The organism is Streptomyces sp. NPDC050287 (assembly GCF_044459385.1).
Taxonomy (GTDB): Bacteria; Actinomycetota; Actinomycetes; order Streptomycetales; family Streptomycetaceae; genus Streptomyces.
In genome coordinates this window covers 538,872-553,759 of record NZ_JBITIY010000002.1, presented here as the reverse complement: position 1 = coordinate 553,759, position 14,888 = coordinate 538,872, and the positions used below count along the sequence as shown (strand labels likewise).

The window sequence follows — 14,888 nt, the reverse complement described above, 5'->3', positions numbered from 1 at the left end:
GGTCCCGCTTCTGCCGAGAGGACGATCATGAGTACGGTGAGTACGCGACCGCCCGAGGGCCGGTACGGCCGCTCCTCGGACGAGCGTGCCGATCACAAACTCAAGATCGCCGGTACCGTCCTCGCGGTGCTGCTGCTCGCTCTCGTCGGCTACTTCGCGTACCACTACGTCGGCCAGAACAAGATCAGCGCCGAGGTGATCGCGTTCGACGCCGGCAAGGACGCGGTCCAGGTGCATCTGGAGGTCCGCAAGGACGCCGGTGCCAGCGGTTACTGCACCGTGCGCTCTCAGGCGGAGAACGGCGCCGAGGTGGGCCGGGCAGACTTCCGCTTCACCGGGGACGCCACCCGCATCGACAAGGTCGTCACACTCCGCACGACGTCACCCGGCACCACGGCCGAGCTCCTGGGCTGCCACGCCGACTGAGCCCGACCGGAGCCGTCCAAGGCCGGCCGGAGCCGCCCGAGGCCGCCCGAGCCCGACCGAGAACGCCCCCGCCGAGGGCTGACCTCGCCCGTCCGCCCGCGAATACAGGGCGCTGGCCTGCGGCGATGTAATTCTGGTCGCTTATGTCCTCCCCCTTCCGTCCCTGAATTGTTAGGCTCGTGGTTTCGCCCATCCATGGAGGAACATTCTTCTGGGTAGGGCGATGCTTTGTATTCCCAGTACCTACGAGGAGCACCTGTGACCCAGACCAGCGAGAACGTCACCTGGCTGACCCAGGAGGCGTACAACCAGCTCAAGGCCGAGCTGGAGTACCTGTCTGGTCCTGCGCGCACGGAGATCGCCGCCAAGATCGCCGCCGCGCGCGAGGAGGGGGACCTGCGCGAGAACGGCGGGTACCACGCGGCCAAGGAGGAGCAGGGCAAGCAGGAGCTCCGTGTCCGCCAGCTGACCCAGCTCCTGGAGAACGCCAAGGTCGGCGAGGCGCCGGCCTCGGCGGACGGTGCGGTGGCCCCGGGCATGGTCGTGACCATCGCGTTCGACGGCGACGAGGACGACACGCTGACCTTCCTGCTCGCCTCGCGTGAGTACGCGAGCTCCGACATCGAGACCTACTCGCCGCAGTCCCCCCTGGGCTCCGGCGTGATCGGCAACAAGGTCGGCGACGACGCCGAGTACGAGCTGCCCAACGGCAGGAAGGCCTCGGTGAAGATCCTGAAGGCCGAGCCGTACAGCGGCTGATCCCGGCCACCCCGGTGTCGACGGGCCCCCGGCGTCTCGCTGACGCCGGGGGCATCGTCATGCCGTCGCCGAGCGGTACTTGCGCACAGCCAGGGTCCTGAACACGAGGATGATCAGGACCGAGTAGATCAGTGAGGCCCAGACCGGGTGCTGCATGGGCCAGGCGTCGGACCGGGACTGTCCGGGGTTGGCGAACAGCACACGGCAGGCCTGAACCGTGGCACTGAAGGGATTCCACTCCGCGATGTGACGCAGCCAGGGCGTCATGTTGCCCGAGTCCACGAACGCGGCCGAGATGAACGTCACCGGGAAGAGCCAGATCAGCCCGCCGGACGTGGCCGCCTCGGGCGTACGGACGGACAGGCCGATCAGGGCACCGATCCAGGTGAAGGCATAACCGAGCAGAAGCAGCAGGCCGAAGGCCCCGAGGACCTTGCCCGCGTTCGTGTCGCCGTCGGACCCCACACGCCAGCCGACCAGAAGGGCGACCACGGCGAGGACGAGGAGCGTCAGGGCCGTCTGGACCAGGTCCGCGAGGGTACGCCCGGTCAGCACCGCGCCACGCGCCATGGGCAGCGAGCGGAAGCGGTCGATGAGGCCTTTGTGCATGTCGTCGGCGATGCCCGCGCCGGCGCCGGCGGTGGCGAACGTGACGGTCTGCGCGAAGATGCCCGCCATCAGGAAGTTCTTGTAGTCGGTGGAGCTGGTGCTGCCGCCGATCTGCATGGATCCGCCGAAGACGTAGCTGAACAGCACGACGAACATGATCGGCTGGATGAGCCCGAAGATCACCATCTCCGGGATCCGGGACATCCGGATGAGGTTGCGCTTGGCGATGACCAGGGAGTCACGCACGGACTGGCCGAAGCGGTTGGCGGGTGCCGCGATCCGCGCGGTCTCGGTGACGGCACTCACTCGGAGGCCTCCTTCTTCTCCTGGGCCTGCTGCTGGACCTTCTGCTCGGCGTCCGCCACCGAGCCGTTCTCCTCGTCCTTGGCCTCGGCCACATGGCCCGTCAGGGAGAGGAAGACGTCGTCCAGGGTGGGACGGCGCAGGCCGACGTCGTCTATCTCGATGCCGCGGACGTCCAGTTCCCGGATGACCTCGGCGAGGAGCTTCGCGCCGCCCGAGACGGGCACGGTGATCTTGCGCATGTGCTCCTCGACGGCGGTGTCGCCCTTGCCGAATCCGCGCAGCACCTCCGCGGCGGTCGCGATGTGCTCGCGCTCGTGCACCACGACCTCGACGCGCTCGCCGCCGGTGCGGGCCTTGAGCTGGTCGGAGGTGCCGCGGGCGATGACCCGGCCGGCATCGACCACGGCGATGTCGTGGGCGAGGTGGTCGGCCTCCTCCAGGTACTGGGTGGTCAGCAGCAGCGTCGTACCGCCGGAGACCAGCTGTTTGATGACCTCCCACAACTGCTGGCGGTTGCGCGGGTCGAGGCCGGTCGTCGGTTCGTCCATGAACATCACGGGCGGGGAGACGACGAGCGCGGCGGCCAGGTCGAGGCGTCGGCGCATGCCGCCGGAGTAGGTCTTCGCGGGCCGGTCGGCGGCGTCGGCGAGGTGGAACTGGTCGAGCAGCTCACCGGCCCGGGCCTTCGCCTCCTTGGCCTTCATCTGGTAGAGCTGGCCGACCATCCGGAGGTTCTCGCGGCCGGTCAGATATTCGTCGACCGCGGCGAACTGGCCTGACAGGCCGATCGAGCGCCGCACCTCGTTCGGCTGCTTGAGCACGTCGAGGCCGGCGACGACGGCCTTGCCGCTGTCGGGGCGCAGGAGGGTGGTCAGGCAGCGGACGGCGGTCGTCTTGCCCGCGCCGTTCGGTCCGAGCAGACCGAGGACCGTGCCCTCGGGGACGTCAAGATCGACGCCGTCCAGAGCCCTTACGTCACCGAAGGTCTTGACCAGGCCTTCGGCATAGATGGCGCCTGGCATATGAGTCTCCACGTCTTCGGGGATTCTTCGGAAAGCCTAGATTTGTGCGCTTTACCCGGCCTCGCGAACAACGCGCATGACGCGAGGGGTCGGGACCGTATCACGACACCCACCATAACGCGATGTATCGCGTCACTCAAGTATTTGCTCGATCGAGTGACGAATGGGCCCTGAGCTGGGGTTTCCGCGCTGTGAGCGCCTCAGTCGATGACCGTGTAGCCCGCTGTGCGCAGTGCCCGGCCGACCTCGGCGCAGTGCGCCGGCCCCTTCGTCTCCAGGTGCAGCTCGACCTCCGCTTCCGTGAGCCCGAGCCGTGGGTCGGTCCGTACGTGGCTCACATCGAGGACGTTAGCGTCCACCACTGACAACACCCCGAGAAGCGTCGCGAGGGCGCCCGGCCGGTCCGTCAGCCTGAGCCGTACGGCCAGGTAACGGCCCTGCGCGGCCATGCCGTGCCGCAGGATGCCCTGGAGCAGCAGCGGGTCGACGTTCCCGCCGGACAGCAGGGCGACGACCGGTCCCTCGATGGAGTCGGGGTCGCTCAGCAGCGCCGCGACCGGACTCGCCCCGGCCGGTTCGACCACCAGCTTGGCCCGCTCCAGGCACAGCAGCAGCGCGGCGGACAGCTCGTCCTCCGTCACCGTGCGCACCTCGTCGACGAGTTCACCGATGATGCCGAACGGCACGTCGCCGGGCCGTCCGACCTTGATGCCGTCGGCCATCGTCGCCGGGTTCTCGATCGACACCGGGCGCCCGGCGGCCAGCGAGGGCGGGTACGCGGCCGCGCCCGCCGCCTGTACGCCCACGACCCGCACGTCCGGCCTGAGCGCCTTCACCGCGATGGCGACACCCGCCGCGAGGCCTCCCCCGCCGATACCGACGACGATCGTGCGCACTTCCGGGCACTGCTCCAGGATCTCCAGGCCGACCGTGCCCTGGCCCGCGATGATGTCGGGGTGGTCGAAAGGATGGATGAACACCGCGCCCGTCTCGGCCGCGTACTCCTGCGCGGCGGCCAGCGTCTCGTCGACCACCTGGCCGTGCAGGCGCACCTCGGCGCCGTACTCCTTGGTGGCGCTGATCTTCGGCAGGGGGGCGCCCTTCGGCATGAACACCGTGGAGCGCACGCCGAGCAGCGAGGACGCCAATGCCACGCCCTGCGCGTGGTTGCCCGCGCTGGCCGCGACGACACCGGCGGCCCGCTCCTCGGGCAGCAGCCCGGCGATCCGGACGTAGGCGCCGCGCAGCTTGAACGACCCCGTCCGCTGGAGGTTCTCGCACTTGAAGTGGACCGGTGCCCCGACCAGCTGGGTCAGGTGCCGGCTGCCCTCCATGGCGGTCACCCGCGCCACGCCCGAGAGCATCTTCTGGGCGCCGCGCACGTCGTCCAGGGTGACCGGCGCAACGGACTGGGTCTCGCGGTAGTTCATGACTCAAGTCTCGCAGTTCACACGCGCGAACCGCCGCTGTGACCAACGTCCGAGACTCGTTTGCCAAGCCCCGGTACGGTCTGCCTCCCGGCCGCGTACCCTGTCCCCCAACCCAGCACCCCCATTCATGAAGTGAGCCCCCGGCCATGCCCACAACACCTGAAATGTCGATGGACATGACGACCGTCGGTGACCTCGGTCTCCTCGACACGCTGCAGCACGAGGTGGCGGTGTTCGCCCGCCGTGCCGAACAGACCCGCCTCGGCGGGGTCGGGCAGGTGCGCAACTCCATGGACCGGGCCGCGTACCTGCTGCTCAACCGGCTCGACAAGGAAGGCCCCATGGGCGTCAAGGCGCTCGCCGCGAGCATGGGCATCGACTCGTCCACGGTCACCCGGCAGGTGGCCCCGCTCGTCGACACCGGGCTCGTCAAGCGGACCTCGCACCCCGAGGACGGCCGGGCGGTGGTGCTTCAGCTGTCCCCGCGCGGGCTGTCGCGTCTTGAGGAAGTGCGCTCCTCCCGGCGTCAGTTGATGGCAGAGCTGACACACGACTGGGCGCCTGAGGAGCGCGAGGCGTTCTGCACGCTCCTCACGCGCTTCAACACCGCGCTCTCCTCCCGGATGGCGGTACAGGGAGTACCGGGCGCGGAGCCGCCGCCGGCCTCCTGAACGGCCCCCACGCGCGCGTGCCCGCACCACGCGCGGTTGCCGGATCCGTTCCCCGCTGCCCGCCGTTGGCCGCCGTTTCCTTCTGCCCGCCGTGCTCGGCGGTGCGCGACTCTTGACCGACAGGCCTTGCCTGGCCTCAGATGAGAACGGGCCCTCTGTCGTACGCGGTTCCGCATTCCGTAAGTGATCCCAGTAAGAGATCCCCGTACGTGATCTCGGTACGTGATCTCGTACCTGGTGTCGTGGTACGCGGCCGGGGCCCGGTCCTCCTCAGGATCTCCCTCAGGCGGGAGGCGCGGTGCGAGAACGGCATACGGTCCAGGACGCCCGCCGGGCCCGGGAGTTCGACGCGTTCGTCGCGGGCGCGGCCGGGCGGCTGCTGCACGCCGCCACCCTCCTCACCGCGGAGGACCCGCGCGACAACCCGCGCGCGCGGCACCTGCTGACGCTGGCCCTCGCCCATACGTACGCCTGCTGGGAGCGGCTGCGGGGCGAGGACCCGTACGACCGGGCCCGCCAGCACCTGGCCACCCGCTTCGCGCGTGGGGCGTGGCACCAGTCCGGCTGCCTCGGCGTCCTCGGCCGGTCCCGACCGCGCCGCCCCGGCGCGCTGGCCCGGCTCAGCCCGCAGGAACGCCTGATCCTGGTCCTTCGCCTCTACGAAGGAGTCGCGGAGGAACAGGCGGCGGCACTGCTCGGGCTCTCCCAGGAACGCGTCCGCGGCATCTGCGACCGCGCGGTCACGAACCTCCTCCACCCGCCCCGGGACCCGGCCCCCGCGACGATCGGCCCGAAGATGGTGCCGTCATGAGGCCGCGATGAACCAGCCCCGACGAGAGGACGCCGTACGGCGGATCCTGGCGGCGCCGACGCCGTCCGTGCCGCCGGAGCTGTGCGCGGACGTCGTGCGGCGCGGCGGCCGGATGCTGCGCCGCAGGAGGGCCGTCCGCCGGGTGCTGTGGCTGCTGCTGTTCGCGGCGGTCGTGGCGTTCGTGGTGTGGGCGGTGATGGCGCAGCCCTGGGTGGAGCCGCCCTCCGAGACGACTCCACCGCTCACGGGCTGGTGAGGGGTGGAGTCGTCTCGGCGTACGACGCCTCAGCCGAGCGCCTGGCGCAGGTCCTCCAAGAGGTCCTCGACGTTCTCGATGCCCACGGACAGGCGGACGAGATCGGCGGGCACCTCCAGGGCCGAGCCGGCCGCGGAGGCGTGCGTCATCCGTCCGGGGTGCTCGATCAGCGACTCCACGCCGCCCAGGGACTCGCCCAACGTGAACACCTTGGCGCGGTTGCAGACCTCGACGGCCGCCTCCTCGCCGCCCTTCACCCGGAAGGACACCATTCCGCCGAAGGCCCGCATCTGCTTGGCGGCGACCTCATGACCGGGGTGTTCCGGCAGACCGGGGTACAGGACCGACGTCACGCGCGCGTGCCGGGACAGCATGTCGGCGACCTTGGTGGCGTTCTCGCTGTGCCGGTCCATGCGCACCGACAGCGTCTTCGTGCCGCGCAGCACCAGCCAGGAGTCGAAGGGCCCGGCGACCGCGCCCATCGCGTTCTGGTGATACGCCAGTTCCTCGGCCAGCTCCGGGTCGCTGACGACCAGGGCGCCGCCGACGACGTCCGAGTGTCCGCCCATGTACTTGGTCAGCGAGTGCACGACGACGTCCGCGCCGAGCGACAGCGGCTGCTGAAGATACGGCGTGGCGAAGGTGTTGTCGACGACGAGCCGGGCGCCCGCGTCGTGCGCGACCTGGGCGACGGCGGCGATGTCGGTGATGCCGAGCAGCGGGTTGGAAGGGGTCTCCACCCACACGGCCTTGGTCTTCGGCGTGATCGCGGCGCGTACGGCGGCCGGGTCAGCGGAGTCGGCGACCGACCACTCCACACCCCACCGGGAGACCACCTTGGCGAAGAGGCGGAAGGTGCCGCCGTAGGCGTCATTGGGGATGACGACGTGGTCACCGGGACTGAGCAGCGTACGCAACAGGCAGTCCTCGGCCGCCAGTCCGGACGCGAACGCGAGGCCCCGGCGGCCGCCCTCCAGGGCGGCGAGGTTCTCCTCCAGGGCGGTGCGCGTCGGGTTGGCGCTGCGGCTGTACTCGTAGCCGCCGCGCAGGCCGCCGACGCCGTCCTGCTTGTAGGTCGAGACCTGGTAGATCGGCGGGACGACCGCGCCGGTGAGGGGATCCGCGGTGTTGCCCGCGTGGATCGCGAGGGTCTCGAAGTGCTGACTGATGTGCCTGTCGCTCATGGGCACCGAGGGTAGTGCTCCGACGCGGTCGATGACGGACGGCGAGCGGGGGCAGTGGCGTCGGCGGGGGGTCGGGAGCCCCGTCGGCGAGGGTCGGGAGCCCGGTCTGCGAGGGTCGGGAGCCCCGTCGGCTGAGGGTCAGCGGCAGGATCGGCAGAGGTCAGCGGCGGGATCGGCGGGGGTCGGCAGAGGGTCAGCGGCAGGATCGGCGGAGGTTGTCCACAGGCCGCGGGACCGGGTTGGCCAATTGTCACAGGCGTCTGGAACCCTGGAGACATGGAAATCCTCTGGGTCCTGATGGCGCTGGTCCTGCTCGGTTTCGTGCTGCTTCCCTTCATGCGGCGCGGGCGCGGCATGATCGAGCAGGTCCACCCGGGACACCCGGACGCCGCGGACCCGGCGGACTACGGATTCGTGCAGCAGGAGGAACTGGACATCCGAATGCCCGGCCCGGACCAGGACCTGCTGGACGTCCTGGACCTGGTGCAGCGCACGCAGGACCACCACGCCGCGGCGCAGCTCCTCGCGGGCACGGAGAGCGAGGGCGAGCTGCGCTGGCAGCGTGTGCAGGCCTTCGCCGGCGCCGCGTCGCTGGAGCTGCGGCAGCGGCCCGGCGGGGTCAGCGAGACGCCGGGCGGGCAGTGGCTCAGGGTGTGGCGGGCCGAGGCGCCCAAGGACGCGGGCGGCGCGGCGGTGCACGCGGAGTTCCTGGTCCAGCAGGCGTGGCGGACGTCGACGCCCGGCACGGACGAGTTCCGGATCATCATGGAGGAGGCGAGGGCGGCCTGCGGTGACGCGGCACTGCTGGCGCCCGGCGACCCGATCCCGTACATCATCGAGCTGTCCGTGGCGCGCGGACTGGCGTATCCCCGGCCGGAGTTCGAGCAGCTCTGGCTGAAGATCCTGGACCGCGCCCCGCACCACATGGGGGCGCATCTGGCCGCGCTGCACTACTGGTGCGAGAAGTGGCACGGCTCGCGTGAACTGGCGTACAGCTTCGCCGAGGCGGCGGCCGCCCGCGCTCCCAGGGGCTCGCTGCTGGCCGCCCTGCCGCTGTTCGCGGTCTTCGAGCACCTGCCCGAGGTGAATCTGGTCAGCGGTTTCTACCGGAGCGAGGTGGTGACCAAGGCGATCCACGGCGCCCTGCACGCCGTGCACTCCTCCCGGCCCGACGACCCGATGCTGGCGCACGTCCGCCACCTCCTGGTCTTCTTCCTGGTCCGCTCCGAACGCTGGGCCGAGGCGATGAACCAGCTCATACACATCGACGGCCACGTCGGCGCCCTGCCCTGGACGCTGTCCGCCGACCCGGCCGCGGAGTTCGCGGTGTACCGGGCGCTGGCGGTAGCGGGCTACGAGGCGAACGGAGGCAACCCGGCGACGCTGCCCCGCTGAGCCGTGAGGCCCGTGCGGCCGGTGCCTCCGCAGAAGGTCCGCCATGCCGCATGAGACCGGGTCTCCCGAAACGACAGGCATCGGAACCGGCTGCGGAGCCTGCGCCAGTCAGACTCCGCCGTCCGCCGGGCCGCCTCGCGGTCAGCTCTGAGCGCGGGCGGGCAGCCGCCATCCCGGGCGCGGGAAGTGGCAGGTATAGCCGTTCGGGTAACGCTGCAGGTAATCCTGGTGCTCCGGCTCGGCCTCCCAGAACGGGCCCACCGGCTCCACCTCGGTGACGACCTTGCCCGGCCACAGGCCAGAGGCGTCCACATCCGCGATCGTGTCCTCGGCGATCCGCTTCTGCTCGTCGTCCACGTAGTAGATCGCCGAGCGGTAACTGAGGCCGATGTCGTTGCCCTGACGGTTCTTGGTGCTCGGGTCGTGGATCTGGAAGAAGAACTCCAGGATCGCGCGGAAGTCGGTCTTCGCGGGGTCGAAGAGGATCTCAATGGCTTCCGCGTGCGTGCCGTGGTTACGGTACGTCGCGTTCGGCACGTCACCCCCGGTGTATCCGACCCGGGTCGCCGTCACGCCCGGAAGTCGGCGGATCAGCTCCTCCATCCCCCAGAAGCATCCGCCCGCCAGCACGGCCCTCTGCGTCTGCGCAGCCATTGCGACCCTCCAATTTCTGTCAGCTCGGTGACTCGGGCTACTCGGCTCGCACACCACCGGCATCCCATGCCCACCCTCTTCAACGCGCGAGGGTTCCGAGCGATTCCGTCAGCGGACGACCGTGGCACCGATCAACCCGGTCGATGCTGGGGCCGGCTCGCCGACGGAGGGAACGGCGGCAGAAAATCCGTGGCCGACCGGACCCGGCCGCGTCACGCTGTACCTCATGGAAGAACCGCACCGCCGGATTCGTGCGGTCCACTCAGACTCCACGATCACCGTCTACCAAGCGTACGCCCCGGAAATCGGCCTGCCCGCCGTCCGCGAGGGCCGTTTTCCCGCCACGTGGAAGCGGGACCGGATGACGTGGATCAAGCCCTCCTTCCTGTGGATGATGTACCGCTGTGGCTGGGGCACAAAGGCAGGGCAGGAGATCGTACTGGCTGTCGAGATCACCCGCGACGGCTTCGAGTGGGCGCTGCGGCAGGCGTGTCTGTCGAGTTATGTTCGCGGGGTGCACCGCGACCGCGCCACCTGGCAGCGTCAGCTGAAGCGTGCGCCTACGCGTCTTCAGTGGGATCCCGAACGCGACCTGCAGCTACAGCCCCTGCCGTACCGCTCCTTGCAGCTCGGTCTGTCCGGTGAGGCCGTACGACGCTACGCAGACGAGTGGACGGTCTCCATCCGCGACGTGACTCCGCTCGCCCACGAGATCCACGCCCTGGTCAGCGACGGCGACCTGGACTCAGCCGCCCGGCTGCTGCCCCAGGAACGCCCATGCTCCCTCGGAGACGAACTCCCTGCCCATCTGCGCGGATGACGCGCCGCTTCACCGCACGGCCGATGGCGACCATGCCTCTGACGCCGAAGGCGGTGGTGCCCAGGGCCCCATGGGCCCGTTCGAGACGAGCTGGGGGCGTGCTGCCTGACGGGCGTCGCTCCGGCGTCAGATGTCACGGACCAGTCGAATGTCACGGACCAGGAGCAACAGAGTCCGCCAGGGGTCGCCGCCACCGGTGGCGTGCCGTATGACCCGGGCCCACGTCCCGCTCCGAGCGGGCGGAGGCGCCTGCCCCCGCCCGCCGGGTGGTCAGGGAGCGTCGACGAGGCCGTACTTCGGCACGGTCACCGTGCGGTCCCCCGGCGTGCCGCCGAGGACGACCTTGCGGTACGTGACGTTGTTGGCCGTGCTCTGCTCCTTGAGCCGGTTGTCGGGATTGGCGATGACCTGGATGTAGTAGGTGCCGTTCGGCAGGTCCGAAACGTCGAAGGACTGACCGGGCCGGTACTGGCTGTAGGTGTCGCCGTTGCCGACGTCGAGCACCTCGCGCACCGAGACGGAAGTCTCCTCACCGCAGGCGGTGGCAAGGTCGGTGTTGCCCGGGTGCCAGTTGGCGTTCTTCACCGTGTAGTCGATGGCGTCGGTGTTGGCCAGGCAGAACGCCTCCTTGCCGCTGCGGACGATCTCCTTCTTGTCCGCACCGAGCAGCCGGTAGCTGGCGAAGTCGCTGAAGTGCCAGTGCTGGTGGCCGTCCCGCGGGTCCCACTCCATGGTGCCGGTGGGCGTGTACCCGACCTGCTCGCCCTTGGCGTCGTAGAAGTACTGGTAAGCGTCCATCTTCTCCGCGCCGGGCTTGCGGAACCCGTCCACGACCAGCGGCGAGGGGCCGCCGTTCCAGACGGTGGCGCTGAAAGCGAGGTAGTCCTTGCCCGGGACGGCACTTTCTCCGCCCTCGTCCCCCTTGGTGATCGCGATGCCGTACGCGGGGAGGGAGCGCAGGTCGGGCTTGGGCGCATCGGCGGGGACGGCCGCCTTGCCGACGGGCCGTTCGGCGGCCGGCTTCGGGCTCTTCGACGTGTTCTTCTGCCCGCGCTTGACACCGGCCAGACCCTGACCGCCGGAGTCCTGCCGGACCGTCACCTTGATGGTCTGGGTCTTGTCCGGCATGCCGAACAGGTCGCGGTACTTCTTCGCCACCGACACCTTCGCGGTGTAGACACCGGCGGGCAGGTCGACCGCGTCGTCCTCACGGAAGCCCTGGGACGTGGCTGCCGCCCAGCCCTTCTCGACACCCCACACCCCGCCGAGCGCGAACGGGTTGTCGGAGCAGCCCCCGGGGTACTTCGAGGTGGCCGGGGCGTCCGGCTGGATCCGGCCCGCCCGGTTGTTCGGGCAGAACGACTGCGTGGCCTTGGCCACCATCGCGCCCGACTGGTCGCTGATACTGACGTCGAGGAAGCCCGGCAGGCCGGAGAAGTCCTTCACCAGGCCCTTCGGCAGGGCCTTGGTCACCGTCCGGCTGCCGGAGCGGATCACCTGCTCCGCGACGACGGGGTCGTTGTAGGACTTGCGCGTCACCCGGAGTTCGAGCGGTCCCCCGTCGACAGTGACGTAGGTGCCGAGGTCCAGGTAGACCCCCGGCTCGCCTTCCCATCGGTCAACGGTCACCGTGGGGGAAGCGGCGATCAGATCGAGCTTCGGCGTACCCGCCGGCGTCGCCGCTCCCGCGCCGGGCGCGGCGAGTGTTCCGGCGGCACCGACGGTCAGGGCGGCAGCGGCGATGATCGCCGAACGCCGTAAGGCATTGGGGTGGTGTCTGGTCATGGGTGCTCTTTCTGCGTCTGGTCGGGACGAGCAGTGCACGTCGTGGGGGCACGGAAGGCTTGTGTGCCATCTGTGAAAAGGGTGAGAGGTCGACTCAGGTTGCCTGGAGACCGAAAATCGTCATGAATCGCGGCTCGTTGCCACTGTCGGCCCGGTCATCGACGGCCGCTCGTCCTCGGCGGCATCAGCGACAAGGTTCTGACCGACTCCTTGCGCCGTCTGCTCGCCGCCGGCCTGGTCGAGCGTCACGCACATGCCGAGGCGCCGCCCCGGGTCGAGTAAGCCCCCACCGGCTTGGGGCCAGAGCCTGGTCGAGGGTCCGTTGACGGCGCTCGGACGCTGGGCGGGCGAGCACGGTGACGAGCTCCTCGAAGCCCAGGAACGTGCGGCAGGGACGGCATCGGACCCGCAGGTGCCCCAACGGAGTGGGTGAACGTCGGCCGCCGACGCTCCGGACAGCCTTCTCGGCGTTGACCGAAGCGGTCGTCCTGGTCGGCACGGATCGCGCCGCCCGTACCCGTCGCCCCGACGACAGTTGGGCCCCGGCGGTCACCCACCGGGGCCCAGCTGCGGACGCTCAGATCGTCGCCGTGTCCGTCAGAGCGGCCCTCAGATCGTCGCCGTGTCGATCACGAACCGGTACCGCACGTCACTGCTCTGCACCCGCTCGTACGCCTCGTTGATCTCGGAGGCGGCGATCAGTTCGATCTCCGCGCCGAGGCTGTGCTCGGCGCAGAAGTCCAGCATCTCCTGGGTCTCCGCGATGCCGCCGATCATGGAACCGGCGAGGGTCTTGCCGCCGCCGATCACCGAGAAGAGGTTGAGGGAGATCGGCTCCTCGGGGGCGCCCACGTTCACCAGCGCGCCCTGCGTCTTCAGCAGCGTCAGGTAGGCGTTGAAGTCCAGCGGGGCCGACACCGTCGACACGATCAGATCGAACGTGCCGGCCAGCTCCTTGAAGGTGTTCTCGTCGCTGGTGGCGTAGTAGTGGTCGGCGCCCAGCTTCAGACCGTCGTCCTTCTTGCGCAGGGACTGCGAGAGCACGGTCACCTCGGCGCCGAGCGCGTGGGCGATCTTCACACCCATGTGGCCGAGGCCACCCAGGCCGACGATCGCGACCTTCTTGCCGGGGCCGGCACCCCAGCGCTTCAGCGGGGAGTACAGGGTGATGCCGGCGCACAGCAGCGGCGCGGCGACGTCGAGGGAGAGGCCGTCGGGGATGCGGACGACGTAGTTCTCGTCGACGACGACCTTCTCCGAGTAGCCGCCGTAGGTCGGCTCGCCGTCCCTGCCGATGCCGTTGTACGTCGGAATGTTGCCCTTGGCGCAGTACTGCTCCAGGCCGGCCTTGCAGTTGTCGCACTCGCGGCAGGAGTCGACCATGCAGCCGACGCCCACGCGGTCGCCGACCTGGAACCTGGTGACGCCGGGGCCGACCTCGGAGACGACACCCGCGATCTCGTGGCCCGGGACCATCGGGAAGATCGCCTCGCCCCAGCCCTCCTGGGCCTGGTGGATGTCGGAGTGACAGATACCGGCGAACTTGATGTCGATCAGCACATCGAACTCGCGGACCGCGCGGCGCTCGATGGTGGTGCGCTCCAGCGGAGCCTTGGCGGCGGGTGCGGCGTACGCAGCGACAGTGGTCATGCCGTGGTTCTCCTTGCGAGGGTTGCGCGCCCGGCTGCCTTCTTCCGGCCGGGCACACGTCCAGCCTGCCCGAGACTCCGTGATTCACCCAGGCCACGGCTTTTCGTACGTCTGCTGTGCCTACCACTGGCGGGGTCAGGCTCCTGTGCGTACGACCGTGAATACTTGAGGCATGGACGAACACCCCGAATCCGTACCGGAGCCCGTCGGCGGCGCGCTGGACCGGCGCGCCGAGCTCAGCGAGTTCCTGCGTACCCGGCGGGCCCGGCTGCAGCCGGAGGAAGTGGGGCTGCCGGACTTCGGACGGCGCCGGCGGGTGCCGGGCCTGCGCCGCGAGGAACTGGCGCAGCTGGCCGGGGTGTCTGTGGCGTACTACACACGCCTGGAGCAGGGCAACGGGCGCAACGTGTCGGCGGAGGTCCTCGACTCCATCGCCCGCGCGCTGCGGCTGACCGACGCCGAGCACGCCCACCTCACCCATCTGGCCAAGCCCAAGCAGCACAAGAAGAAGCCGGCCGCCCGTGCCCAGCAGGTGCGGGGCGCGCTGCGGACCCTGCTGGACTCGATGGACGGTGTTCCGGCGTACGCCGTGGGGCGGCGCTCGGACATCCTGGCGTGGAACCGGATGGCCGCGGCGCTCTTCGGCGACTGGGGGGAGCTGCCGCCCGCGGAGCGGAACTGGGCGCGGCTGGTGTTCCTGCGGCCCGAGTACCGCGATCTGTTCGTGGACTGGGAGCAGAAGGCGATCGACATCGTCTGCGCGCTGCGCATGGACGCCGGCTGCCATCCGGACGATCCGCGGCTGTCCGCGCTGGTGGGCGAGCTCTCCGTGAAGAGCGAGGAGTTCCGGCGGCTGTGGGCCACCCACGACGTCAAGGAGAAGAGCTACGGGATCAAGCGGCTGCGGCATCCGCTCGTCGGCGACCTCGACCTCAACTTCGAGTCGTTCAGCATGATCGGGGACCAGGAGCAGTCGCTGGTGACGTACCACGCGGAACCGGGCTCGCCGTCCGCGGAGGCGCTGCGGCTGCTGGCCAGCTGGGGTGCGGACGCGACCCGGGCGGGTACGGGGAGGTCGGCGCCGTCGGCCTGACGGCGCCGTCACCGGGC

The 14,888-nt window shown here is 69.9% G+C and carries 16 protein-coding genes; 9 read left to right on the top strand and 7 right to left on the bottom strand.

What is annotated here, in order from left to right; all coding sequences use genetic code 11:
- Window positions 1-27: 27 nt before the first annotated feature.
- A complete protein-coding gene (locus ACIBK3_RS07845; protein WP_399362946.1) occupies window positions 28-426 on the top strand; it encodes a DUF4307 domain-containing protein in 399 nt (132 codons plus the stop codon).
- 258 nt (window positions 427-684) lie between these two features.
- On the top strand, window positions 685-1,185 hold the full coding sequence (greA, locus tag ACIBK3_RS07840; RefSeq protein WP_399362944.1) for a transcription elongation factor GreA: 501 nt from the start codon (window positions 685-687) through the stop codon (window positions 1,183-1,185).
- Between the two features lie 57 nt (window positions 1,186-1,242).
- Here greA and ACIBK3_RS07835 read toward each other — a convergent pair whose 3' ends face one another.
- From ACIBK3_RS07835 to ilvA, 3 genes are all read right to left on the bottom strand, one after another.
- A complete protein-coding gene (locus tag ACIBK3_RS07835) occupies window positions 1,243-2,100 on the bottom strand; it encodes an ABC transporter permease (RefSeq protein WP_399362942.1) in 858 nt (285 codons plus the stop codon).
- Complete coding sequence (locus tag ACIBK3_RS07830; protein ID WP_399362940.1) at window positions 2,097-3,122, bottom strand: ATP-binding cassette domain-containing protein; 1,026 nt, start codon at window positions 3,120-3,122, stop codon at window positions 2,097-2,099. The genes ACIBK3_RS07835 and ACIBK3_RS07830 overlap by 4 nt, the downstream gene beginning before the upstream one ends.
- A 200-nt stretch (window positions 3,123-3,322) precedes the next feature.
- Entirely contained in the window at window positions 3,323-4,552 is a 1,230-nt protein-coding gene (gene ilvA / locus ACIBK3_RS07825) for a threonine ammonia-lyase (protein WP_399362938.1), read from the bottom strand.
- A 164-nt stretch (window positions 4,553-4,716) separates the two neighbouring features.
- On the opposite strand from ilvA, the gene ACIBK3_RS07820 reads away from it, so the two are divergent.
- From ACIBK3_RS07820 to ACIBK3_RS07810, 3 genes are all read left to right on the top strand, one after another.
- Window positions 4,717-5,223 (top strand): MarR family winged helix-turn-helix transcriptional regulator, encoded by a 507-nt coding sequence (locus ACIBK3_RS07820; protein WP_399363968.1) that lies wholly within the window; start codon window positions 4,717-4,719, stop codon window positions 5,221-5,223.
- Window positions 5,224-5,521: 298 nt separating this feature from the next.
- On the top strand, window positions 5,522-6,034 hold the full coding sequence (locus tag ACIBK3_RS07815) for a sigma factor-like helix-turn-helix DNA-binding protein (RefSeq protein WP_399362936.1): 513 nt from the start codon (window positions 5,522-5,524) through the stop codon (window positions 6,032-6,034).
- Between the two features lie 7 nt (window positions 6,035-6,041).
- Window positions 6,042-6,290 carry a hypothetical protein gene (locus ACIBK3_RS07810; protein WP_399362934.1) on the top strand — a complete coding sequence of 83 codons (249 nt, stop codon included), beginning with the start codon at window positions 6,042-6,044 and terminating at the stop codon, window positions 6,288-6,290.
- Window positions 6,291-6,319: 29 nt separating this feature from the next.
- Here the strand turns inward: ACIBK3_RS07810 and ACIBK3_RS07805 are convergent, their stop codons facing one another.
- Window positions 6,320-7,474, bottom strand: a complete 1,155-nt coding sequence (locus tag ACIBK3_RS07805; protein ID WP_399362932.1) for a cystathionine gamma-synthase — start codon at window positions 7,472-7,474, stop codon at window positions 6,320-6,322.
- Window positions 7,475-7,750: 276 nt separating this feature from the next.
- Between ACIBK3_RS07805 and ACIBK3_RS07800 the strand changes: the two genes are divergently transcribed.
- The gene (locus ACIBK3_RS07800) at window positions 7,751-8,869 is read left to right on the top strand and encodes a hypothetical protein (protein WP_399362930.1); all 1,119 of its coding nucleotides are present in this window, start codon (window positions 7,751-7,753) and stop codon (window positions 8,867-8,869) included.
- Between the two features lie 141 nt (window positions 8,870-9,010).
- On the opposite strand, the gene msrA is transcribed toward ACIBK3_RS07800, so the two are convergent.
- Complete coding sequence (gene msrA, locus ACIBK3_RS07795) at window positions 9,011-9,523, bottom strand: peptide-methionine (S)-S-oxide reductase MsrA (RefSeq protein ID WP_399362928.1); 513 nt, start codon at window positions 9,521-9,523, stop codon at window positions 9,011-9,013.
- A 226-nt stretch (window positions 9,524-9,749) separates the two neighbouring features.
- Between msrA and ACIBK3_RS07790 the strand changes: the two genes are divergently transcribed.
- A complete protein-coding gene (locus tag ACIBK3_RS07790) occupies window positions 9,750-10,343 on the top strand; it encodes a DUF4291 domain-containing protein (RefSeq protein WP_399362926.1) in 594 nt (197 codons plus the stop codon).
- Between the two features lie 270 nt (window positions 10,344-10,613).
- On the opposite strand, the gene ACIBK3_RS07785 is transcribed toward ACIBK3_RS07790, so the two are convergent.
- Window positions 10,614-12,128: a lysyl oxidase family protein gene (locus tag ACIBK3_RS07785; protein WP_399362924.1), complete on the bottom strand. Its 1,515-nt coding sequence runs from the start codon at window positions 12,126-12,128 to the stop codon at window positions 10,614-10,616.
- A 210-nt stretch (window positions 12,129-12,338) separates the two neighbouring features.
- Here ACIBK3_RS07785 and ACIBK3_RS07780 point away from each other — a divergent pair, with 210 nt between their 5' ends.
- Window positions 12,339-12,410 (top strand): hypothetical protein, encoded by a 72-nt coding sequence (locus ACIBK3_RS07780; protein WP_399363967.1) that lies wholly within the window; start codon window positions 12,339-12,341, stop codon window positions 12,408-12,410.
- A 327-nt stretch (window positions 12,411-12,737) separates the two neighbouring features.
- Here ACIBK3_RS07780 and ACIBK3_RS07775 read toward each other — a convergent pair whose 3' ends face one another.
- Window positions 12,738-13,778, bottom strand: a complete 1,041-nt coding sequence (locus ACIBK3_RS07775) for an NAD(P)-dependent alcohol dehydrogenase (protein WP_399362922.1) — start codon at window positions 13,776-13,778, stop codon at window positions 12,738-12,740.
- 172 nt (window positions 13,779-13,950) lie between these two features.
- On the opposite strand from ACIBK3_RS07775, the gene ACIBK3_RS07770 reads away from it, so the two are divergent.
- On the top strand, window positions 13,951-14,871 hold the full coding sequence (locus ACIBK3_RS07770) for a helix-turn-helix domain-containing protein (protein ID WP_399362920.1): 921 nt from the start codon (window positions 13,951-13,953) through the stop codon (window positions 14,869-14,871).
- The last annotated feature ends 17 nt before the right edge of the window (window positions 14,872-14,888 follow it).

Coding starts and splice junctions, on each gene's coding strand:
- ACIBK3_RS07830 (WP_399362940.1), bottom strand. CDS start 3,122: ATGCCAGGCGCCATCTATGCCGAAGGCCTGGTCAAGACCTTCGGTGAC.
- ACIBK3_RS07820 (WP_399363968.1), top strand. CDS start 4,717: ATGTCGATGGACATGACGACCGTCGGTGACCTCGGTCTCCTCGACACG.
- ACIBK3_RS07805 (WP_399362932.1), bottom strand. CDS start 7,474: ATGAGCGACAGGCACATCAGTCAGCACTTCGAGACCCTCGCGATCCAC.
- ilvA (WP_399362938.1), bottom strand. CDS start 4,552: ATGAACTACCGCGAGACCCAGTCCGTTGCGCCGGTCACCCTGGACGAC.
- ACIBK3_RS07775 (WP_399362922.1), bottom strand. CDS start 13,778: ATGACCACTGTCGCTGCGTACGCCGCACCCGCCGCCAAGGCTCCGCTG.
- ACIBK3_RS07800 (WP_399362930.1), top strand. CDS start 7,751: ATGGAAATCCTCTGGGTCCTGATGGCGCTGGTCCTGCTCGGTTTCGTG.
- ACIBK3_RS07845 (WP_399362946.1), top strand. CDS start 28: ATGAGTACGGTGAGTACGCGACCGCCCGAGGGCCGGTACGGCCGCTCC.
- ACIBK3_RS07810 (WP_399362934.1), top strand. CDS start 6,042: ATGAACCAGCCCCGACGAGAGGACGCCGTACGGCGGATCCTGGCGGCG.
- ACIBK3_RS07770 (WP_399362920.1), top strand. CDS start 13,951: ATGGACGAACACCCCGAATCCGTACCGGAGCCCGTCGGCGGCGCGCTG.
- ACIBK3_RS07785 (WP_399362924.1), bottom strand. CDS start 12,128: ATGACCAGACACCACCCCAATGCCTTACGGCGTTCGGCGATCATCGCC.
- ACIBK3_RS07790 (WP_399362926.1), top strand. CDS start 9,750: ATGGAAGAACCGCACCGCCGGATTCGTGCGGTCCACTCAGACTCCACG.
- msrA (WP_399362928.1), bottom strand. CDS start 9,523: ATGGCTGCGCAGACGCAGAGGGCCGTGCTGGCGGGCGGATGCTTCTGG.